We start from the raw sequence: 21882 nt of genomic DNA, 5'->3' as shown, positions 1-21882 counted from the left end.
CTGTTATCTCGTTGCTTCAGGCTTGCTGACTGTTGGCGGGCCGGAGCATGCCTTCGGTTTCTATGAAGTCGATAATGGCCTGCAGGCCGTCTCCGGCTTTCAGATTGCTGAATACAAACGGGCGCTCGCCGCGCATTTTTTTGGCGTCGCGGTCCATCACCTCAAGCGAGGCGCCGACCAGAGGGGCGAGATCGGTTTTATTGATAATCAGCAGATCAGAGCGGGTGATGCCGGGGCCGCCTTTGCGGGGAATTTTGTCTCCGGCCGACACGTCAATCACATAGAGGGTCAGGTCCGACAGCTCCGGGCTGAAGGTGGCACTGAGGTTGTCGCCGCCACTTTCTACCAGTACCAGCTCCAGGCCGGGGTGACGCTGGCAGAGTTCATCGACCGCGGCGAGATTCATGGAGGCATCCTCGCGAATGGCGGTGTGCGGACAGCCGCCGGTCTCCACGCCGATAATGCGGTCGGCAGAGAGGGCTTCGTGGCGGGTCAAAAATTCGGCATCTTCGCGGGTGTAAATGTCGTTGGTAACCACTGCGAGATTGTAGCGGTGGCGCAGGGCCAGACACAGCTCCCGCAGCAGGGCGGTTTTGCCGGAGCCAACGGGGCCGCCGACGCCAACGCGTAATGTGGACTGTTGCATGGTCTCTCCTTATTTCTCCAAAGTGGCCCGCGTGAATCGGACCGCCGTGTTCACGACCGGAATAACCGGCAATACTGGGTTTCGTGCAGGGCGCTGGCCATTGCCAGCCCCGGCAGGGTCGCCCCCAAGGCGTCGTCATCCAGCGAGGCGGCGTGCGCGATCACCGGGGGAAGTGCGGTTTGCATACGGCCCAGCAGTTGTTGAGCCTGGGTCTGGCCCAGCGGGATCAGCTTGGTTGCCGCCGCAATCTGCGCTTCCAGCCAGCACCAGGCCAGCCCGATCTGGCAGGCGGATTCGCTGATTTGCCACTGCCAGGCCGTCGCGACAAACGCGCCGAGAAAGGAGGCCTGCATGCCGGACGCTGTATCGGGTAACGGCTGCGGGAGTTGTCTCAGCAGCCGCAACAGGGCCTGCCCCATGGCTTCATCGGCCATTAGCAGCTCGCGGCTTTCCCGAGCAGCCAGTGCAAAGTCATTCCAATACTGGAAGGCGTCCCGGTCGCCGTCTTCCAGCGCCCGGTAAAGTCGGCTGGCGACTGGCAGATCCAGTCCACCGACGCCATCACGCAGGCCGAGAGACAGCCAGTCCTCGCAGCTGTCCAGCGAGCTGACCCAGCCAATCTCGACCGCGTACTCAAGCCCCTGTGAAAAGCTGTAGCCGCCCACTGGCAGGGCAGCGCTGCCCAGTTGCAGCAGGCGCAGCAGGGCGCTGTCAGTGAGCGTGATGGTCATGAGAATGAGCGTGGCCGTGGTGGTGCGTGTGTGTGCTGCCATGGCTCGTGTCGTAGGCACCGGGTTCGGGCTCAAACACGGCGCGCTCGTGACAGATTTCCAAACCGAAGCTGCGCAGCAGGGCTTCCAGTACATGGTCGGGGGTGATGCGCAGCCAGCGCTCGCCCAGTTGCAGGCGCACATGCCGATTACCGAGGTGGTAACAGGCGCGGCTGAACTGTTTCCAGTCGCTACTGATGGCGGTGATAACGGGCTCCTTGGCGCCGCGCACGCGCAATTGATGGCCGCAGTCACTCAGCAAAATGTCGCCGGGACGCAGTGGTTTGCCGCGGTCAAGAATGATGCGCGCCTCACTGCCTTTCAGTGTTTGGGTGCGCAAGCGGCTCTTTTCCCGCTGCAGGTGATCCAGATAAATTTCGTCGACAATATCGGCGGCTCTGGGGCCGTCCAGACGGCGGTGAATATCGAACATGGCGGTCTCCTAAATCAGTTGGTAGAGCTGAGCCATGGGCAGTACCTCGGCGGGTTCGCAGCTGAGCAATTGTCCATCGGCCCGCACCTCATAGGTTTGTGGGTCGACCGTGATATTCGGCATCCAGTGGTTGTGCACCATGTCGCGCTTGGAAATATCACGGGTGTTCTTGCAGGACAGCAATTGCCGTTCCAGTCCCCAGCGTCCGGCAACATCATTTTCCAGCGCGGCGGCGCAGACAAAGGTCACCGCCGTTTGTCTTGCGGCTTTTCCGAAGCTGCCGAACATCGGTCGGTAATGCACCGGTTGTGGTGTGGGAATCGAGGCGTTGGGATCGCCCATCGGCGCCGCCGCGATAAAGCCGCCCTTGATAATCATCGCCGGCTTGACCCCGAAGAAGGCGGGTTTCCAAAGCACGAGATCTGCCAGCTTGCCGACTTCGATGCTGCCCACTTCATGGGCGATGCCATGCGCGATAGCCGGATTAATGGTGTACTTGGCGATATAGCGTTTGGCGCGAAAATTATCGTGACGCTCGTTGTCTTCGGGCAGGGCGCCGCGCTGGACGCGCATTTTGTGGGCGGTTTGCCAGGTGCGGGTAATCACTTCGCCCACGCGCCCCATGGCCTGAGAGTCTGAGGAGATCATGCTGAAGGCGCCGAGGTCGTGGAGAATATCCTCGGCGGCGATGGTTTCCTTGCGGATGCGCGAGTCGGCAAAGGCCACATCTTCGGCAATGGCCGGGTCCAGGTGGTGGCAGACCATCAGCATGTCGAGATGTTCGTCTACGGTGTTGCGGGTGTAGGGCCGGGTCGGGTTGGTCGAGGAGGGCAGTACATTGGGCTCGGCGCAGGCGCGAATAATATCGGGTGCATGACCGCCGCCCGCGCCCTCGGTGTGGTAGGTGTGAATCACCCGCCCCTTAAAGGCAGCCAGGGTGTCGTCGACGAAGCCGCTCTCGTTGAGCGTATCGGTATGAATCGCAACCTGCACATCGTACTGCTCGGCCACACTCAGGCAGCAGTCGATAGACGCGGGGGTGGTGCCCCAGTCCTCGTGAAGCTTGAGTCCGCAGACGCCGGCGAGTAGCTGCTCTTCGATGGCCTCTGGCTGGCTGGCATTGCCCTTGCCGAGAAAGCCCAGATTCATCGGCATATCTTCGGTGGCCTGCAGCATTTTGCCGATATTCCACGGGCCCGGAGTGCAGGTCGTGGCATTGGTGCCGGTGGCCGGGCCCGTGCCGCCGCCGATCATGGTGGTGACGCCGGACATCAGTGCCTCTTCAATCTGCTGCGGGCAGATGAAGTGAATATGCGCATCGATGCCGCCGGCAGTCAGGATCTGGCCCTCACCGGCGATGACTTCCGTGCCGGGGCCGATAACGATGTCCACGCCGTCCTGAATATCGGGATTGCCCGCTTTGCCAATAGCCGCGATTCGGCCGTGGCGCAGGGCGACATCGGCTTTGACTATGCCCCAGTGATCGAGAATCAGCGCGTTGGTGATCACCGTGTCGACCGCCTCGGTATTGCCGCGCTGGCTCTGGCCCATGCCGTCGCGGATCACTTTGCCGCCACCGAATTTCACTTCCTCACCGTAGCGGGTGAAGTCCTTCTCCACTTCAATCCACAGCTCGGTGTCGGCCAGCCGCACGCGGTCGCCGGTGGTCGGGCCATACATTTCCGCGTAGGCGCGGCGATCAATCGTACTCATGGCGTGTCTCCTTTGGCCGCCGGCAGATCACCCATTACCTCGCCGCGAAAACCGAAGACCCGCCGATCGCCTGCCAACGCGACCAGCTCTATTTCGCGGTCCTGACCCGGTTCAAAGCGCACCGCGGTTCCCGCGGCGATATTCAGGCGAAAGCCCAGTGCCTGTTCGCGGTCGAACAGCAGCGCGGGGTTCACCTCGTAAAAGTGGTAGTGAGAACCGACCTGAACGGGTCGGTCACCACTGTTTTCCACCCGCAGGCGGCGGGTATTGCGACCGCTGTTCAGGTCGATATGGCCGGGTTGCGTATCGAGTTCGCCGGGAATCATGCCTTTACTCCCTCAGTTAATTGGCTCGTGGATGGTCACCAGCTTGGTGCCATCGGGAAAGGTGGCTTCCACCTGAACTTCGTGGATGAGTGAGGGAACGCCGTCCATCACCTGCTCGGCGCTGAGCAGGGTTTTACCCTTGCCCATCAACTCGGCGACGGTCATGCCGTCGCGGGCAAACTCCACCACCATCAGGCTGATATAGGCCACGGCCTCCGGATAGTTCAGTCGCAGGCCGCGCTGCAGGCGTCGCTCTGCCAGCAGGCCGGCGGTGACCAGCAGCAGTTTGTCTTTTTCGCGGGGAAGCAATTCCATGGGGTCTCCTCAGGTGGCCCAGATTCGGGGCGCGCAGGCCGGGCGCTGCAGCAGGGCGGGACGAACTTGCGCCCAGGCGTGGACAAAGGCCTGCCTCGCGCTGAAGGCACTGTCGCCCAGATAACGAATAATCAGCCACTCACGCAGCCGGGTCATTGCCAGCGGCAGCGACTGCAAACGCAGGGCGTCGATCAGTGCGTCCAGTTCGTCGGCACTGTCAAAGGGGCCCGCCAGCATCAGGCCGATCACGCTGTGCCCATTGAGCCCCGCCGCGCCGCACTGCAGCGGGTCGGGAGCGCGCAGGGCAAAACGGTCGAGCAGGCTGAGGCGGCCATTGTGAAAAACCCGGCTGCGCTGGATGAATTCGCCGTGAGTGAAGGGCGCCTGACTGGCGGGCAGCCCCAGGCAAACCACATCCCAGGCAATCAGTCTGGCGCTTCCCTCAAGGTAAAAATCGTTGTGGCTGTCCAGCTCGGCGCCGGGGTAAACAATGGTTTCCATGGGCAGCCATTCCAGCGAGGCGTTGTCGGCGAGATAGAGATGCTGACGTTGTTGCTGACGTGTGTGGGACTCTCTAGCGCGATAGGCGCGCCCGGCGCCGGGGGTGGTGATCAGTGCACGACTGCCGGTTTCCGTGTGGATCGCAATATTCAATCGATCGCCAGAGACCAGCCCGCCCGGCGGATGCAGAATATAGCTGTGAGCCAGTTCCGGCCCCTCCGGGTAAAACGGCCGCTGCACTGATAACGGCCCGTGGCGGTCGGCCCGCATCAGGCGACAGCCGTTGGGGCGCTGGGCAAAGTGCAGCGACAGCGAGGCGTACCATTGGCTGACACTGGGTTTGACCGGCAAGGCCGAGCCCATACTCAGACCGCCAGATGCTGCTGAATGAGCTGGTCGTTGAGTTCGGCCATGGCGCCGGCCGCAACAATGCGCCCGCGCTCCATCAGGCGGAAGTGATCGCCAACGCGCCGGGCGAAGCCCAGCTTTTGCTCGACCAGAATCAGGGTCATGCCTTCGTTATTTTTCAGGTGCATCAATACATCGCCAATCTGTTGAACAATATTCGGCTGAATGCCCTCGTTGGGTTCGTCGAGGATCAGCACTTTCGGGTCGGTGGCCAGTGCCCGGCCGATGGCAAGTTGCTGCTGCTGTCCGCCGGACAGGTCGCCACCACGGCGGCGGCGCATATCGGCCAGTACCGGGAACAGTTCATAAATTTTCTGGGGAATGTCCTTTGCTTTATCGGCGCGGGCGCCCAGGCCAATGCGCAGGTTTTCCTCAACTGTCAGCTGAGGAAAAATATCGCGCCCCTGAGGCACATAGCCGATGCCGCGGTGAGCGCGTTGGTGGGCCGCCAGTTTCAGCAGGTCGCCGCCGTCAAACTGGCACTCGCCGCTGCGGGCGGGCAGCAGTCCCATAATCACTTTCAGCAGCGTGGTTTTGCCCACGCCATTGCGTCCCATAATGCAGGTGCACTCGCCGGGGGCAATATCCAGGTTCACGTCCCAGAGAATCTGCGTGCCGCCGTAGGCCTGGTCCAGGTGGTGTACATCAATCATGTTCAGCCCTCCGCCCCGAAGGCGCCGGCATCCTTGCCGAGATACACCTCAATCACGTCGGGGTTGTTCTGTACTTCGTCCATGGTGCCCTCCGCCAACAGACTTCCCTGATGCAAAACCGATACCGTGCGGGCAATCTTGCGGACAAATTCCATATCGTGTTCCACCACAATCACCGTGTGTTCCCCTGCGAGGCTGGTGAGCAGTTCGGCGGTGCGATCGGCCTCGCTGGCGGTCATCCCGGCCACCGGCTCGTCAATCAGCAGCAGGCGCGGCTCGGCCACCAGCAGCATGCCGATTTCCAGCCACTGCTTCTGGCCGTGAGACAAGGCCCCGGCCAGCCGCTGGCGCTGCGCCCGCAAATTGATCGTGCCCAGTACCTCGTCGATGCGGTCCTGCTGGCTGCTCGACAGGGTGGCCCGCAGGCTGTGCCAGATACCCTTGTGGGTTTTCAGTGCCAGCTCCAGATTTTCGGCGACGGTCAGCGCCTCGAAGACGGTGGGCTTCTGAAATTTTCGGCCAATGCCCAGTTGCGCGATCTCGGCTTCATCGTGTTGCAGTAGATTGATGGTCTGGCCGAAATAGGCGGTGCCGCTGTCGCTGGGGGTTTTACCGGTGATCACATCCATCAGCGTGGTCTTGCCGGCACCGTTGGCGCCAATCAGGCAGCGCAACTCGCCGTCGTTAACGTAGAGGTTGAGATCGTTCAGGGCTTTGAAGCCGTCGAAGCTAACCGTCAGCCCCTCCACATAGAGAATCATCTGGTGGGAGACATCGATGTTCTGCTCGGGCATGAGGAAGGGCCATACCCGGTCGCGGTGACGAAGCTCGTCGAAAAACTCGATCAGGTTCATGCGTGACCTCCATTGGCGGGTGCCGCGCTGCTGTCACTGTCACCGTTATCCCCTCTAGACAGCTTGCGGCTCAATAAGCCTGTCAGGCCCTGAGGCAGGAATACCGTGACCGCGACAAACAACGCGCCGAGGGCAAACAGCCAGGCGTCTGGCATCCACGCGGTAAAGCGGCTTTTGGCGTAGTTCACCAGCAGGGCACCAATAATGGCGCCGTACAGCGTGCCTCGGCCGCCGACCGCGACCCAGACCACGATTTCGATGCTGTTCAGCGGCGCGAATTCGCCCGGATTGATAATGCCCACCTGCGGCACATACAGTGCGCCGGCCGAGGCCGCGAGGGCCGCTGAAAAGACAAACAGCCAGACCTTGTAGTGCTCCGTGCGGTAGCCGAGAAAGCGGCCTCTGGCTTCCTGATCACGGATCGACACGATGATGCGGCCGAATTTACTGTTCACGATGTAGCGACAGGCCAGGTAGCCCAGCGTGAGCAGTGTGATGGAGGCGAGCAATAACCAGCCTCGGGTGGTATCCGATTGCAGGTCCGCGCCGAGAAGGTCTTTAAAGTCGGTGAGGCCATTGTTGCCGCCAAAGCCCATTTCATTGCGGAAGAAGGCGAGCATCAGGGCGTAGGTCAGCGCCTGGGTCATGATCGACAGATAGACCCCGGCGACCCGCGAGCGGAAGGCCAGCCAGCCGAATACGAAAGCCAGCACGCCCGGTATCAGCAATGCCATCAGCATGGCGAAGCCGAAGTGATCGAAGCCCAGCCAGTACCAGGGCAGGCTGTCCCAGTTCAGGAAGACCATAAAGTCGGGCAGTTCGGGGTTGCCGTATACACCGCGATCGCCGATCTGGCGCATCAGGTACATGCCCATGCCGTAGCCGCCAAGGGCAAAAAAAGCGCCGTGCCCGAGGCTGAGAATGCCGCAGTAGCCCCAGATCAAATCGACCGACAGCGCCAGCGTGGCGTAGCAGAGGTATTTACCCAGCAGCGTAATGCTGTAGGTGCTCACGTGTAGGGCCGAGTCGGCGGGGAATACCGCGTTGGCAAAGACCGACCACAGGGTCAGCAGCCACAGCGCGGCGAACAGAAAGTGCGCGGGGCGGCCTTGCGCCAGCAGTTGACGTCCTTGAGTCAGCTTCATTCTGCTGCCCTCCCTTTCTGCGGGAACAGGCCACGGGGGCGTTTCTGGATAAACAGGATGATGAAGATCAATACCAGAATATTGGCCAGTACCGCCCCGGTAACGGGCTCGAGGAATTTATTGGTCAGCCCCAGCCCAAAGCTACCGACCAGTGTTCCCCAGAGGTTCCCGGCGCCACCGAATACCACCACCATGAACGAGTCGATGATGTAGGCCTGGCCGAGATTGGGGCCGACATTGGTAATCAGGCTCAGCGCCACGCCGCCGACACCGGCAATGCCCGAACCGAGGCCGAAGGTCATGGCGTCGACCCACTCGGTGCGAATGCCGATCGCCTTGGCCATGTCGCGGTTCTGCGACACGGCACGCACCCGCAGTCCCAGCGAGGTCTTCTTCATGATCAGCAGCAGCATGGCGAAGACCATCAGGGCAAACAGCAGGATGTAGAGGCGGTTATACGTGAGGGAGAGTACCGGGTTGATTTGCAATGAACCGCTCAGCCACTCGGGAGTAAACACTTGGCGATTGAGCGGAGAAAAAATACTGCGTACGGCTTGTTGCAGAATCAGGCTGATACCGAAGGTGGCCAACAGGGTTTCCAGCGGACGTCCCTTGAGAAATTGAATGACACCGCGCTCGATGAGAATGCCGACGCTGCCCGCCACAATGAAGGCGACGGGAATCGATATGAGGATCGACAGCCCGATATGATTGGGCATCAGTTGTTGAACCACATAGGTGCTGTACGCGCCGAGCATGATCAGCTCGCCGTGGGCCATGTTGATTACGCCCATCACGCCGAAGGTGATGGCAAGCCCCGCGGCCGCGAGCAGAAATACCGACCCCAGGCTGAGCCCGAAGAATAGGGTGTTGAGTAACTCGTAGCGTTCGACGCGGGCAGTGGAGTGACGGCTGGCCTTTTGCAGGGCGGCCAGCAGCGCCGGTTCACTCTCGGCGTCGGTGCTGGCAATTGCGGCCTTAAGGGCATTGCGGACCTCGCTTTCCAGCCGTCCGCTAAGGGCTTTTGCGGCGCTCATGCGCTGTGTGATATCGCCGTGCTTTAATGCGTAAAGACTCAGCGCGATATCCATTTTTTCCTGAATACGGCGATCGGCCTCCTGCTGTCTGGCGACAACAAGGGCCTGATGGCCGTCGCTGTCCAGCTCGCCAAACATCGCTGTCACCGCTGCCATCCGGCGCGCGGGATCGCGGCTGGACAAGGTCAGCCGGGCGATGACCTGGCGGATGCTGCTGCGCAGACGATTGTGGGTTTTTACCTTGCTGACATCACGGCGACCGGCGATGCCGAGATCGCTGTTGTCGAAGAAATCATAGAGTTGATACTGGCGCTCGGGCGCTGCGTCCACGCGCAACAGACGCTGGTCGTCGCGACGGTAATACAGCTCGCCATCTACCAGGGCATTCAGTAGCGGCAGTGCCGCTTCACCGGCCTCGGCCTCCAGTTTCAGCACGATGGCATCAATCTCGTTGAAGGAGGCGCCTGCCAGTGGTGCGGCCAAGCTAGCCAGCGACTCGGGCGGCGCGTCGCTGTCGTCGGCGAAGGCCGTGCTGATGCCGGTGAGTATCAGTATCAGCAGCGCGCCGAGTATTTGTGTGAGGAAGCTTTGCACGATTGAATACCCATGCGAGTGAAGAAAAAAGAGAGCGAAAAAAACGGGCGGAGAAAGCCCCCGCCCGCCGGGCTTATTGACTCTGCCCGGTGCACTGCTTGGTTTTCGTGTTGTAGTTGCCGCACTTCAGTGGTGGCGTCCAGTCGGCAATCAGATCTTTAGAGCCGGGGAGGTAGTCAGACCAGGCATCGCCGGCAACCAGACCGTCGGTTTCCCAGACCACCTCAAACTGGCCGTTTTCCTGTATCTCGCCGATCAGTACCGGCTTGGACAGGTGGTGGTTTTTGTTCATCACCGCGGTGCCGCCGGTCAGGTTGGGCGCGGTCATGCCGATCATCGCCTGTTCGACCTTGTCGACACTGGTGGTGCCCGCTTTGGTAACGGCCTTGGCCCACATATTGAAGCCGATATAGGTCGCCTCCATGGGGTCATTGGTCACGCGTTTTTTGTCGCCGATAAAGGCATGCCAGTTGTCGATGAAGTCGTAGTTGGCATCGTTCTCAACGCTTTGGAAGTAGTTCCAGGCGGCGAGGTGGCCGACCAGTGGGCTGGTGTCGAAGCCGGACAATTCCTCTTCGCCAACCGAGAAGGCGATGACCGGAATATCCTCAGACGAGACGCCCTGGTTACCCAGCTCTTTGTAGAACGGGACATTGGCGTCACCATTGATGGTGGAGACCACGGCCGTCTTCTTGCCCTTGCTGCCGAAGGCTTTGATATCTGACACGATGCTCTGCCAGTCAGAGTGTCCGAATGGGGTGTAGTTGATCATGATGTCTTCCGACTTCACGCCCTTGGACTTCAGATACGCCTCGAGGATTTTGTTGGTGGTACGCGGATACACATAGTCGGTGCCCGCCAGTACCCAGCGTTTCACGCCCAGCTCATTGGCCAGATAGTCCACTGCAGGAATCGCCTGTTGGTTGGGCGCCGCGCCGGTGTAGAACACATTTTTGGAGGATTCTTCACCCTCGTATTGCACCGGGTAAAACATCAGGCCATTGAGTTCTTCGATGACCGGCAGTACCGATTTACGTGAGACCGATGTCCAGCAGCCGAAGATGACGTCAACGCCTTCTTTGGTGATCAGCTCGCGGGCTTTCTCCGCAAACAGCGGCCAGTTGGAGGCCGGGTCGACGACCACCGCTTCCAGTTTTTTACCGAGCAGGCCGCCCTTTTTGTTTTGCTGTTCAATCATCATCAGCACGGTGTCTTTCAGCGTGGTTTCGCTGATTGCCATGGTGCCGGAGAGCGAGTGAAGAACACCGACCTTGATCGTGTCGGCGGCAGCGGCGGCCTGGCTGAGGCCGATGCCTACACTCAGTGCGCAGGCGGAAAGAATCTTTTTAAATTTCATAGCAGTCTCCATTGTCGTTGTGACGGGCGTTTACAGTTGCAGTTGAACGCCGAAGGAAAGGCTGTCGCGGTCGGGCCCCGCATAACCTGAAATATTGGCGTCGCCGCTGTTGTAGTTCAGGTTCAGGCGCGCGTTGTGACCGTCGATGATGTAGTTCACACCCAGCTCGGTAAGCTCGCTGCTGTCGGCATCGGACGGTTCGTTGCTGACGTGACGCAGGTAGGGCTGAAAGCGTCCGGTCTCGCCGCCGGGGATCAGGTAGGCGACGGTGACGTAAGCGGATTCACCGTCGAACAGGCAGAAGCAGTCAGCGGGTACCGCGGTGGGTGTGGCAACGGTGTAGTCCGCTTCAAAGCTCTTGTACTCGGCGTCGACAGTGACCACGCCGCCACCGTCGAGAACGGTTTCTGACAGCAGATCGATGGTGTAACCGCTGAAGTCACCCGATTCGGTGGCGCTGCCGCTGCCGCCGGACTGGCTCTGGAAGGAGGCCGCCAGAGTCAGGATGTTGCCCAGCGAGCCGTAGTAGGTGCCGCTGGTGTAGTAGCCGGGGTTGGCTTCCATGTTGAGGAAGTTGTAGGCAAAGCGACCGGCAAACAGCAACTCGTCATCGACATTGCTGGCGCCTTGCAGGCCGTCAAACACACCCAGTGCATACTGGAATTTGCCTTGCGCGCCCCAGAAGGTCACACCGTCATCACGACCGTAGGTGCCCGCCATACCGCCCTGGTCAGAGGGGTAGAGAGGTTGGGTGTACTGGTTCCATGTCAGGCCGTAGAACGGCCCGTTCATCTCAATGCGGTCAGCGGGGGTCAGCATGCGACCGATCCATACATTGACGCCCGGTGAGAATTCAAAGCGGGCAATGGCATCGAGAACATCGACGGGACCGTCACCGAAAATTTCATCGGTATTGAGGGTAAAGCCGATCGTTTTGTTGAGCTGGCCGCCAAGATAGATGCGGATATTTTGAATATCGAAGTCTTTGCCGTAGGCATCGCCGCTGGGGGCGGCATCTTCGGTAAACGTGGCCGCTGCCCGAAGGCCGGCACCGAGAGTCAGATAGCTGTCGTCACCGATATCGACCTTGATGCCGGCGTGGGTCGCGCCTGCGCCGAACAGCGCGGTGCACAGCGCGAGCTTGCGCAGAGTCTTTCCTTGTCGAAGTGAATGCGTAAGAGAGTTCATGTCGTCATCGCCTGTCCTGTGAGTGATGGGGCAAGCAGGATTATTGCGAGGCGACGACGGCGCAGGTATGCGCACAGTGGCCCAAGCCACTGCGTTATTTAACGCATGGCCGGGCGGTGGAAATTGCGTTAACGGAGGGTGGTGGGGCCTTGCCAGCGGCCACTGGCGATGATCGGACGGTGGTGCAGCGGCCGGTTGTAGAGGTAAATCCAGCAGGGGGCGCCACTGGGCGAGCTGATGGTTTCCCGGAGGTAGAGAGAGCGGGCAGGGCGGTTAGGGTTGTAGTCTTCCAGCGCATCCAGTCGTCGCAGCTCGTCGGCCGAGACGCTGTAAATTTCGACATACAGACGGCTCTTGCCGCGCACTGCGGCGGGGTGGCTGCCGAAGTCAAACAACTGAAAGCCTTCCAGCCAGCCCTGCTCCAGCGGCGTCTTGCCGTGCAACAGGTGATGGTTCGACTGGCCTTGCCTGAGGGTGCCATACACGGCAACGGGTAACAGTGCTTGGTCTGTGCTCATGATCAGTCCTCAATATACTGCTTGCAAGGCTGGCGTTTCAGCGTGGCGTCGTTGACACGCGGTCTCTCATAAACTGCCGCGTTGTCGGTCGAAATGCAATGCGGCAATGTGTTGCAGCGACCCGCTACTGGCCGATCAGTATCAGTTTGCCGGTCTTGGGGTCACGGTACACCTGCCCCAGCGATTCCATGCCACTGTCGTTGCCATTCACTGCGTTTTTCAGTGACGCCGGCGGTTCTGCCAGTTCCTTCCCTTCGTGGAGCTCGACAGGCTTGTCGAGCTGGAAGTGTTCACGCAGCGACGGACTTTGATCGATGATCACAATCAGCAGACCCAGTGCGAAGACCAGCATCACATCCATAATATTGGCAAAGCCCGACAGCGGGTCGGTATCGTCGTCGGCGAAACGGCGCTGTCGCCAGGGGGACTGACGAGTGGGGTCAGTCATGGCTGTCTCCCTGCAGTGTTTGCCAGGTGGCCTCGTACCAGCGGCGGCGCAGGCGGCCGAGAATATAGGCGACGAGGCCGACCAGCAGTCCCAGCACGGTCGTGTCGAAGGCGACGGTCAGCGCGGTCGCGAGAATATCGATATTGCCGGAATTCAGCGCTGACAGACCGGGGCCGAGCGGGATCAGCGTGCCCATCAGTCCCAGTACCGGGCCACTGCGGGCCAACAGGTCGACCCGTTCCAGTCGACGGTTGGCGTAGTCCTCAAAGCTTGCCAGCGACTGGCGTTGAAGCCGCCGCAATGTCAGGCTGCATTCCGCTATCGCCATGCCCGTTTCCCAAACGGTCAGCAGCAGCGCGATGCCGAGGGCGGCAATCACCGGGTAAAGCAGCCCACCCACCAGTTCGTGCAACAGGCCCTGCGTTAAGCCGTGAATCATGACGGGTCTCCTTGCTTGCCATGCGATTGATGTACTGCCCGGTAGAAGCCGGCACTCAGCGTCAGCAGCAGTATGGCGGCCAGCCACCACTGCCACTGCCGGTCAGGGTTCGTCTGCTCGGCGGTCTCGCTTTGCTGGCCGGAGCGTTGCGCTTGTTCGGCACGGGTGTCGCGGTCGGGCGTTTCGCTGAGTTCGGTGATGCGAGTGAGGGTTTGCGCCTTGTCGGGCTCACGTCGGGCGCTGTCGATGACGGCTTTCAAAGCCTGCCACTGCTCAGCGCTCAGCTTGTCTTCCAGCCAGGGCAACATGGGGTGATCGGGGGCGGTGTGACCGCTGCCCGGCAGGCCATTTTCCGCGACCAGTTGCGCGAAGCTTTGCGCCAGCGATTCCGTGGTGGCCGCATCGGCCTGCCAGAAGCCTTTCTGGATGGCGACCAGCATAATGGCCAGCATATTGCTCTTCACATGCACGTTGTGGCCCTGCTCCAGAAAGTCGTCCAGCCCGAGTTGGTAGCGGTCGTCGACGTACACATCCTTCACCTCTTCCCAGGCCCAGTCGCCGACCAGGGTGGGGTTGGTCACCTGCCAGCCCCAGAGGTATTCCAGAAACTCGCTGCCCATGGTGCGCGCCCCGGCGTAGCCGTGTTCCATCAGTGCCTGCAGCCAGGCCGGATTGAGGAAGCGGCCGCGCAGCTCGCTGCGCAGTGCGGTGCTCAGCGGTTCGGCGTGAATATCGTTGGGGTCGGCGTGATGCAGCACATAGTTATTCGGTGCACTGCCGGTAAGGGTTTCCACCGCCAGACTCAGGCCGCCGAGATAGTCGAAGGCATCGTTATTATCGATCAGGCCATAGAGGTTGCTGGAGCGTCCCATGTAGGTATTTTCGACCTGACTGAGAACCTGTCGGAATTGCGCCTCAACCGGGCGGCCAAAGCCGTTGGCGCCGTAACTGTGGCCGAGGCGACGCAGGTAAATATCCGCCAGCTCGCTGCGCTGCTGCCAGGCGCCGGAGCGCTCTACCAGTCGGTTGACCCCGGCGCCATAGCTGCCGGGGGCATCGCCAAATACCCGCAGGCTAGCAAGCTGCCCGGCGTCGCTGTCGCTGCGCCCCTGTGTGAGCAGTGCACGGGCATCCTTCACCCAGTGGGCGGCGAGCTGATTCTGTTGCAGATTTTCACTGCCGTAAAAGGCGCGGGGATCTTCCCGTTGCAGGGGCTCAAGGGCGTTTTGCAGCGACAGCGTCAGCGCGGGGTAGTCGCGAATAATGGTATTGGCACTGGCTTCCAGGGCCATCAGTGTGGCGCGATTCAGTAGACGCATCTGACGGCTGTACAGGTCGCGGAACAGGCCAGAGGTGGTGAAGACGGTATCGCGACGCACCTCGCCCTCCGTCAGCACGCGGCGCTCCAGTCCGGTGACCAGCCCACGGCTGTTCCACACGGGTTGCAGACCGAGCATATCGAGCCCGAAAGCGATCATTACGCCTTCGTCGCGAACCACATCGGAGGCCCAGAGAATCAGCGCTTCGCGTTTGTCCTGATTCTGCGGATTATTGGCGCGGGCACTGGCGGCCATTTCGCGGCCCAATTCCCAGGCGGCGGGGCTGGGGATCAGGCTGTTGTCCAGTGCGTAGAAATTGCGCCCGGTGGGCAGCGCATCGGGGCTGCGAATCGGGTCGTTGCCCGGGCCGGGAGCGATAAACTCACCGTTGAGCCCGGCCAGCAGGGCCTGCATTTCTGCGTCCGGGGAGCCCGCCAGCAAGGCCTGCCAGTCGCGGCGCTGCTGTTGAGAGTCCGGAGCCATGGAGCTCAGCATCATGCTCAGGGCGTCGTCGCTCCACGGCGAGCCGAACACGTGCAGGCCCAGCGGCATAAAGCGCTCTTGAAGGCTGGTCAGGTAGTGGCCGACTTCGTGAACCAGCATATCGTCGTCCACCTGCTCAAAGCTGATGCCCATCACCGCCAGTTCGGCGGACATGGCTTCGGCCAGTTCGTCTTTCAACTCCAGCGCAGTGAGCTTGTCGCGTATCTGGGCCATCAGGCGGTCGCTCAGTGCCTGATTGTCACCGCCGTGCAGCGCTTCGAAACTCTCCACCAGTTGTCGCAACTTCAGCAGCTCGTCGTACAGCGGCGTATGGGCCAGTGGCGGGGTCAGGTGGTCAACCATCACCGCCAGACCGCGACGTTTGGCCTGAATGCCCTCGCCCACGCCGTCGACGATATAGGGATAGATACCGGGAAGGTCTCCGGCGATGAGGCGCGAATAGTCGTCCTCGGCAAGGCCCACCGAGCGCCGCGGCAGAAACTCATAGGTTGAATGACGACCGAGATGGACCAGCGCATCGGCCTGAAAGTCATCGCGCAGGTAGTGGTAGAAGGCCAGGTACTGGTGCGGTGGCGGAAAGGCCAGGTTGGCGTGCAGCAGCTCCTCGTTGATTTCCCAGCCGCGCGGAGGCTGTGGACCGATGAAAATGTTGCCGAAGCGCAGTCCCGGCAGCAGCAACTCGCCTTGATGGGTCATGACCGTGCCGGGGGCGGGGCCCCAGCCGCCGAGTCCTTCAATGCCGGTTTTGCGCAGTGCGGTAATCAGCGTCTCGGCTTCCTGCCAGCAGTTGGCCTCAGCGTCGAGGGTTTGCTGATAACAGCTTTCCAATTGTTCCAGCAGCGCCAGCGCGCGGTCGCGGGCGGGGTGGTTAACGCCCTCCAGCAGGTGGCGCATTTCTTCGACGGTGTGTGCGAGTGCGTCGCGCGCCAGTTCGGGTTGGTCGGCATTCACCGCCGCGTTGAGCTGGCTGTGGAGCAGGCCAAAGGGGCCGTCGACCATTTCCCGCTGGATGCTATCGGGCAGGGTGGCAAACCACTGTTGATAGCGCGAGCTCGACATGTGCAGCACATCGTCGCTCATGGCCGCCAGTGCCCCGGCGTCGTTGGGCAGATTAATGCCCTTTTTCTGCATCTGGTTGAGCAGCGCCTCGGGGCTGCCCGGCAGGGTGCCGGTGTTATAGCCCTCCGCCTTGAGGCGCTGGAGTATGCGCCACAGCGAGGCGGGCACATCGAGGTTGTCGGCGCCGATATTGTGCCGCCCCGGCGGGTGGTTGTAGTAGATCAGTGCGACGCGTTTGTCGGCATTGTTTTTGTGTTGTAGCCGCTGCCAGTTGGCGGCGCGATTGATGACGGCTGCAATGCCGTCGGGCACCGGCTGTATGGCCTGAATGCGAATGCCACTGAGCGGGTCGGCCTGCGCCTCCCCGGCCGCAGCAATCACCAGTGGTTGGCTGGCACCCTGTAATTCCGGCATGGCGACCTGATAGTAGACCTTGTCGTCGGCGAGGCCGTCGGAGGAAAGCTGGCGCTCCAGTGCGCTGCGGTCACGGGATTTGATCGCCTTGATGACCGGCACATTGAGCTGGCGCAGGGTGTCGGTAACGGTCTCCCGGCCTTCGCCGCCACCCATCACAAAGTCCTGCAGCATAACCACGGCGGCGAGCTGCGTTTTCAGTGGCAGCAACGCCTGTACAGCTTCAACACCGGCCTGCCCCCAGTAGGCCAGCCCGCTCAGGCAATGTAGTTGCTGCTCAGTCAGTGCCTGCTGGCAGAGCTGGTCGAGCAGGGCGCTGTCGGCCGGGCGATCGCCGCCCGCATGGTCGAGAACTACCAGCAGGGGGTTATCGCTGGCGATCTCGGGGAGCCGGGTGTAGGTCTTGTCGGCATATTGCCAGCGCAGTCTGGGCTGGGGCCGGGGTGGAGCGGCGTGGAGTTTTGCCCCCAACTGTTCAAACGCCCAGGCAAACAGCTCGCGGGTATTGTCGATGCCCCCGGCCTGCCAGTATCGGCGGGCAGCGATCCACGGCGCTTGTCGAGGGTAGCGGGCGGCGAGCTCATCCAGGGTGGTATCAAAATCCTTGCTGGGCTGGGTGCCGGCAATATCCTGCAATTGCTCGGCGCTGTCGAATACCGGCTGGCGATTGAGCTGGCTGAGGCGAATCAGTCGGTGATCGCTGTTCATTATCAGCACTGGCGCGGAGGTCCGCTTCAGTGACGGCTCAAGGACGTTGACGCTGGCGCCGAATAGGCCCATGCCCACTACCAGGTCGGCGCGCTGGATCAGCGCATCGATCTCGGTTGGGGGTAATTCCCAAAGTTGGCTGTCGCTGCGGGCGGTAATCCGGTAGTCGGGGTGTCGCTGATGGAAGAGACTCACCGCTTCGGCGATGGTCTCGGCATTGCGCTGGGAAACCAATACCAAGAGCTCCGGCGTGTCGCTGGCCCGTGCCGGGCCTGCCAGCAGGCTAAGCAGCAATGTCAGGAACAGCCACAGTCGTTGCTGCGGGCAGAATACAGAAAGTCGCGTCATGGTCGGGCCTCGTGGCGGCGGGTCTGTCGTTGTCGGTTTCTGCGCGGCGGAGGGCGCAGACGTCGCCAGCCGATCAGGCAGGCGGTCAGGGAGAACAGGAATCCGGCGATGCTTAAACTGATGACCAGCAGGTCCCAGCGCGGCCGGTGTTGAATCAGAAACAGGAAATCCAGACTGTGCAGGCCGTTGTACAGCCAGCGCTGTGCGCGGCGCTTGGTGGTCATGCGGCCCAGCAGTTCGCCGGTGTGCAGGTCGATGTGAAACCAGCTCTGTGCCGGGTCATCAAAGCGCAGGCGTAGTACCGGCAGCGGTCGCCAGCGTTCGTGATGGGAGTAGTAATAGTGGTCGTAGTGGTCCAGCCGTTCGGCAGCGATCAACGAGTAGCCCAGCATCATATGCTGCAAGCGGGCCTGACTGGCCGCGGCCCAGTTGCCTCCCGCGGCGGCGTCGATGACGTCGCGTTGCTGCTGGTCGTTGATGGTGTAGGTATAGACCTCGCCGTTGAACCACTGCCAGTGCAATTCGCGGGCATCCGGGTGGTGGCGCAGCGCCTTGCGAATCGCCTCCGCATCGTCGAATTGCGTCTGTGAAGGAATGCCGCGGTAGTGATCAGCCTGCTGGCGATAAGAGGTTTCATCGCTAAACAGGCCCCAGGGGTTCATCGACATCAGGCCGCTGAACATAAAGGTGCACAGGGGCAGCAACACCGCCAGACCCAGCAGGTGGTGGAGCTTCATGGTGTTGCGATAGGGGCTAATGTCTTTGCCGCGATAGCGTTTGCGCAGCCGCAGTCGCAGGATGCCGACCACGGCGCCGGTAATGATGGACACCAGCCCCGCCAGCGATAAGCCAACGATTAGCCAGTGCCACACGCTCGGGTGGCGCCGCAGCGCGACCGGGTAAATCCAGTGCAGGTTGGCGCCCAGCCAGTTCCAGGCGCGTTCATGGCGATGGGTATCGCGAAGCACTTCGCCGGTCACTGACGAGATATACAACTCGGTGCCGACGTCGTCGTGCAGTGCGATATGGTAAAGGGGGCGATGGGCATGAAGGCTGCCCGATACTGACCATTGATCCATGTCGATCAGACGGGCTTCCGCGGTTGGCGGCGTATGGAGTTCACGCTGGCGGACATAAACTTCAGCGGCCGCTAGTGCCTGTCCCAGGGTAATGTTGCGGATGTGCTCGCCGTTGTCGGCGAACATTCCCTGCCACTGGCCGTCGCGGTTTTGCAGTACATAGGCAGGGCGCCCCGCCACGCTGCTCAGCTTGAGTTGCTGCAATGCTTCGGGCGAGCTGCGGTCGAGCAAGGCCCGAGGCCCGGCGGTAATGGTGTCGGCATCCAGCGGCGGCAGCGCCGCCAGACGCTCCGCCTGGCTCAGTGACGGAAAGCCCACGTACATCATCACCACACCACTGAAAAACCACATGGCGAACAGCAGGCACAGGGCCACGCCAGTCCAGCGGTGAAGCAGATACAGCCAGCGTTTCAGCTTCATTCGAACGCGCGGCCTCTTTCTGGCCGCAGAGACTTAGAAGTCATAGCGCAGTTCCAGCTCAGCGCTGCGGCCGTCGGCCAGAATCCACTGCTCGCCATAGGGGGTCAGCACATAGTCGGCGGTGTCGCTCAGGTTCTTGCCGCGCAGGCTCAGCCGGAGATCGTCACTGAGCTGCCATTGCAGGCTGGCGTCGTAAACCACGTAGTCGGGAAGCTTGCTGGTGTTGGCATAATCCGCGTAGCGTTCGCTGACATAACGGCTGCCCAGTGAGGCGGTCCAGTGCGGGAGGAACTGCCAGCTTACCCACAGATTGGCGGTTTTTTCGGGAACATTGCGCGGAGTTTTACCGCTGTAGTCGTTGGTGCCGCTGCGGTATTCCTCATACTGGGGATCGGTGATCGCGAGGTTGAAATCCACCGAGACAACATCCAGCGGCAGCCAGAACAGTTCCAGCTCGACGCCCCGGGAACTCTGCTCGCCAATCTGGCGCTGGACCCCGCCGGGGTCGCTGCTGAGAAGGTCGGTCTTCACAATATCGTAAACCGCCAGACTGACTTGCAGGCGTTCGTTCAGCAGATTCTGCTTGATCCCGGCTTCCCACTGCGTGCCCTCCGCGAGGTCGAGGCTGGGGTTACTGGCAGAGAGCAGAGACTGTATTGCATCCACGGCCTTGCTGTACTGCAGATAAAGGCTGGTGGCCTCCGAGGCTTTGAATACCGCGCCAAGACGCCAGCTGTTGCCGGACAGCTCGTCATCAATGTGGCTCTCCGGTTGACCATTGCTGCGTGCGAGGTCGTCGCGGCTATAGTCGATACGGTCGTGCCGGAGGCCAGCGACCAGCAGCCATTCGGGTGTGATCTCCAGTACGTTGTCGATAAACAGTGAGGTGACATCTGTTTCGGAGTCAAAGTCGCGGGTGGTGGCACTGCCGACATTGTCTTGCCAACGTCCCGGCGCAGGATTGTTCAGATCGACACTGGAGTTGCCGGTGTAAGGCGAGTTGTTGATATGGCTGAAACGGATGTCGTTCAGTTCTATCCCGATATTCAGACGGTTCTGCATGCCCGCCATGCCAGTCTTCCAGAGCAGGTCGCTGCGGTGGCCGAGCTGTTCCTGTTCATGGAGAATTTCTAGGTAGGAGCTACGGTCTACCTGTCCGCTGGTGTCGTTGTAGCCATAGCTTTCCACATTGCGCCAGTGGCGTTCGGCCGTGAGGTAGTAAGTGTCGCTGCGCCACGTCAGGCTCTCGCTGAGCTGCCATTCTGTATGCAGGCGCGGCCACAGGTCTTCGTACTCAACCAGGCCATCGGCGACGTTGTAGTTATTGCGACGCAGGCTGCCGCGGATTTTACCGTCGACCAGTGGTGTGCCCCAGTAGGGCGCGGATTCGGTATTGGCGTAGTCGATGCTCAGTGTGGCCGAGAAATCCTCGCTGGGCCGGTACAGTAGTGAGCCGGCAATCGCCTGACGTTCGGCATCAGCGCGGTCGACATAGCCGTCGGTTTGGTGATGTACCAGGTCGACGCGGTAAGCCAGTTCAGGGCTCAGCTCACCGCCGGCGCCATAGGCATAACGCTGCAGGCCAAAGCTGCCCAGCGTGACCGCGAGGCTATTGCGGGTTTCCCCAAACTGCGGTTTTTTGCTCACATAGTTCACCGTCGCACCCACGGCGCCCACGCCGTGAATCACCGAACCGGGGTCGCGAAGTACTTCAATGCGTTCCACCGTCCAGGTGTCGGCAGGAAAACTCACCGTGCCCGAGCCGACATACAGGCGCGTGCCGTCGTAGGTGCTGACCACCGAGCTGTGGCCGTTAAAGCCGCGCACCGAGGTGGCGCTGCTGCCGTTGCCGGGACTGGCGCTGGAGGAAAAGCCCGCCGCGCGGGTGACTGCCATCATGCTGGAATCGTCACCGCGCAGCGCGATAGCTTCCTTGCTGATGACCGACACGCTGGCGGGAATGTCCTGGGCGGACAGGCCGAGCCGCGAGCCTGCGGTGTTTTCTTCATCCAGTGCCAGTCCCTGTGACGACAGGCTGGTGGCGCGAACATCCACGTATTCCAGCTGCTGGTGCCCTGCCCATAGCGGGATGCTGAGAATGCTTGATGCGAAAGCCAGCACCAGTGGGGCGCCACGGGGAGAAATGTCCTTTTTCATGGTGTTTCCTCAAACGGTTCGTTAGGCCGAGAGGAAAGGGAAAGGACGCCGACAATGATGACATTGCCTATTCCGGCGCGATCGAAAGCCCTCCGCTTGATCTCGGCAGACAACAGTTGCGAACGTATGAGGGAGGAGCAATCCGTCGTGGATTGCGTGATCAACGAGGTAGGAACCTGCGTGAAGCCCTCCGCTTCATCGGTACAGCACTGCATGCATGGCAAAGCACAAGGCTTCGCCATCAGGCCGGTATCGGGCTTCTGTGAACCTCTCGAATGAGAGCAGTTACCGTTGCGGGGGCAGCGGTGGCTTTGTCTGCGGCGGCCAAATCATTGCCGCGACGCACCACACTTCCCGTTTACCCTGCTCCAGACACTCCGGGCGAAGGAGAGTCGAGCAGGCACCTGATGCAGGGCGGGATCATATAGAAAGGCCTTTGGGGGCGCAAATTCAGTGGGAAAACAGAGGTATGTCTGTAGTGGCATAGTGAATTTGGCCACCTGATTAGAGGTGATAGCATCACCTCATT

19 protein-coding genes and 1 riboswitch are annotated in these 21882 nt (G+C 61.1%); all 19 genes read right to left on the bottom strand.

Going from position 1 to position 21882, the window contains the following annotated elements; translation table 11 throughout:
- Positions 1-16 precede the first annotated feature (16 nt).
- Positions 17-646 (bottom strand): urease accessory protein UreG, encoded by a 630-nt coding sequence (gene ureG, locus AC5DB9_RS00095; protein WP_022958471.1) that lies wholly within the window; start codon positions 644-646, stop codon positions 17-19.
- A gap of 50 nt (positions 647-696) precedes the next feature.
- Positions 697-1419, bottom strand: a complete 723-nt coding sequence (locus AC5DB9_RS00090) for an urease accessory protein UreF (protein ID WP_272992515.1) — start codon at positions 1417-1419, stop codon at positions 697-699.
- Positions 1358-1849: an urease accessory protein UreE gene (gene ureE, locus AC5DB9_RS00085; RefSeq protein WP_272992517.1), complete on the bottom strand. Its 492-nt coding sequence runs from the start codon at positions 1847-1849 to the stop codon at positions 1358-1360. Before ureE ends, AC5DB9_RS00090 begins: the two co-directional genes overlap by 62 nt.
- Before the next feature lie 9 nt (positions 1850-1858).
- Positions 1859-3562 carry an urease subunit alpha gene (gene ureC / locus AC5DB9_RS00080; RefSeq protein WP_272992518.1) on the bottom strand — a complete coding sequence of 568 codons (1704 nt, stop codon included), beginning with the start codon at positions 3560-3562 and terminating at the stop codon, positions 1859-1861.
- The gene (locus AC5DB9_RS00075) at positions 3559-3888 is read right to left on the bottom strand and encodes an urease subunit beta (RefSeq protein WP_022958467.1); all 330 of its coding nucleotides are present in this window, start codon (positions 3886-3888) and stop codon (positions 3559-3561) included. Before AC5DB9_RS00075 ends, ureC begins: the two co-directional genes overlap by 4 nt.
- A 12-nt stretch (positions 3889-3900) precedes the next feature.
- Positions 3901-4203, bottom strand: a complete 303-nt coding sequence (gene ureA / locus AC5DB9_RS00070; protein WP_022958466.1) for an urease subunit gamma — start codon at positions 4201-4203, stop codon at positions 3901-3903.
- A 9-nt stretch (positions 4204-4212) separates the two neighbouring features.
- Positions 4213-5067, bottom strand: a complete 855-nt coding sequence (locus tag AC5DB9_RS00065; RefSeq protein WP_272992521.1) for an urease accessory protein UreD — start codon at positions 5065-5067, stop codon at positions 4213-4215.
- Between the two features lie 2 nt (positions 5068-5069).
- The gene (gene urtE / locus AC5DB9_RS00060; protein ID WP_272992524.1) at positions 5070-5765 is read right to left on the bottom strand and encodes an urea ABC transporter ATP-binding subunit UrtE; all 696 of its coding nucleotides are present in this window, start codon (positions 5763-5765) and stop codon (positions 5070-5072) included.
- A gap of 2 nt (positions 5766-5767) precedes the next feature.
- The gene (urtD, locus tag AC5DB9_RS00055) at positions 5768-6559 is read right to left on the bottom strand and encodes an urea ABC transporter ATP-binding protein UrtD (protein ID WP_272992531.1); all 792 of its coding nucleotides are present in this window, start codon (positions 6557-6559) and stop codon (positions 5768-5770) included.
- A 56-nt stretch (positions 6560-6615) separates the two neighbouring features.
- Positions 6616-7764: an urea ABC transporter permease subunit UrtC gene (gene urtC, locus AC5DB9_RS00050; RefSeq protein WP_022958462.1), complete on the bottom strand. Its 1149-nt coding sequence runs from the start codon at positions 7762-7764 to the stop codon at positions 6616-6618.
- On the bottom strand, positions 7761-9395 hold the full coding sequence (gene urtB / locus AC5DB9_RS00045) for an urea ABC transporter permease subunit UrtB (RefSeq protein WP_286845438.1): 1635 nt from the start codon (positions 9393-9395) through the stop codon (positions 7761-7763). Before urtB ends, urtC begins: the two co-directional genes overlap by 4 nt.
- Positions 9396-9468: 73 nt before the next feature.
- Positions 9469-10752, bottom strand: coding sequence for an urea ABC transporter substrate-binding protein (gene urtA / locus AC5DB9_RS00040; protein ID WP_286845439.1), 1284 nt, complete (start codon positions 10750-10752; stop codon positions 9469-9471).
- A 30-nt stretch (positions 10753-10782) separates the two neighbouring features.
- Entirely contained in the window at positions 10783-11940 is a 1158-nt protein-coding gene (locus AC5DB9_RS00035; protein ID WP_273033281.1) for a porin family protein, read from the bottom strand.
- 128 nt (positions 11941-12068) lie between these two features.
- A complete protein-coding gene (locus AC5DB9_RS00030) occupies positions 12069-12458 on the bottom strand; it encodes a gamma-glutamylcyclotransferase family protein (RefSeq protein ID WP_022958458.1) in 390 nt (129 codons plus the stop codon).
- A gap of 124 nt (positions 12459-12582) precedes the next feature.
- Positions 12583-12906 (bottom strand): DUF2149 domain-containing protein, encoded by a 324-nt coding sequence (locus AC5DB9_RS00025; protein WP_273033282.1) that lies wholly within the window; start codon positions 12904-12906, stop codon positions 12583-12585.
- Positions 12899-13345, bottom strand: a complete 447-nt coding sequence (locus AC5DB9_RS00020; RefSeq protein WP_273033283.1) for a MotA/TolQ/ExbB proton channel family protein — start codon at positions 13343-13345, stop codon at positions 12899-12901. Before AC5DB9_RS00020 ends, AC5DB9_RS00025 begins: the two co-directional genes overlap by 8 nt.
- Positions 13342-17697 carry a cobaltochelatase subunit CobN gene (locus tag AC5DB9_RS00015; protein ID WP_286846884.1) on the bottom strand — a complete coding sequence of 1452 codons (4356 nt, stop codon included), beginning with the start codon at positions 17695-17697 and terminating at the stop codon, positions 13342-13344. The genes AC5DB9_RS00020 and AC5DB9_RS00015 overlap by 4 nt, the downstream gene beginning before the upstream one ends.
- Positions 17694-19196, bottom strand: a complete 1503-nt coding sequence (locus AC5DB9_RS00010) for a PepSY domain-containing protein (protein ID WP_286846881.1) — start codon at positions 19194-19196, stop codon at positions 17694-17696. The genes AC5DB9_RS00015 and AC5DB9_RS00010 overlap by 4 nt, the downstream gene beginning before the upstream one ends.
- Positions 19197-19229: 33 nt before the next feature.
- The gene (locus AC5DB9_RS00005; RefSeq protein ID WP_286846879.1) at positions 19230-21353 is read right to left on the bottom strand and encodes a TonB-dependent receptor; all 2124 of its coding nucleotides are present in this window, start codon (positions 21351-21353) and stop codon (positions 19230-19232) included.
- A gap of 227 nt (positions 21354-21580) precedes the next feature.
- Positions 21581-21776, bottom strand: a riboswitch (cobalamin riboswitch).
- Positions 21777-21882 lie beyond the last annotated feature (106 nt).

The organism is Spongiibacter sp. (assembly GCF_984394615.1).
This window is presented reverse-complemented; position numbering and strand designations above follow the sequence as displayed.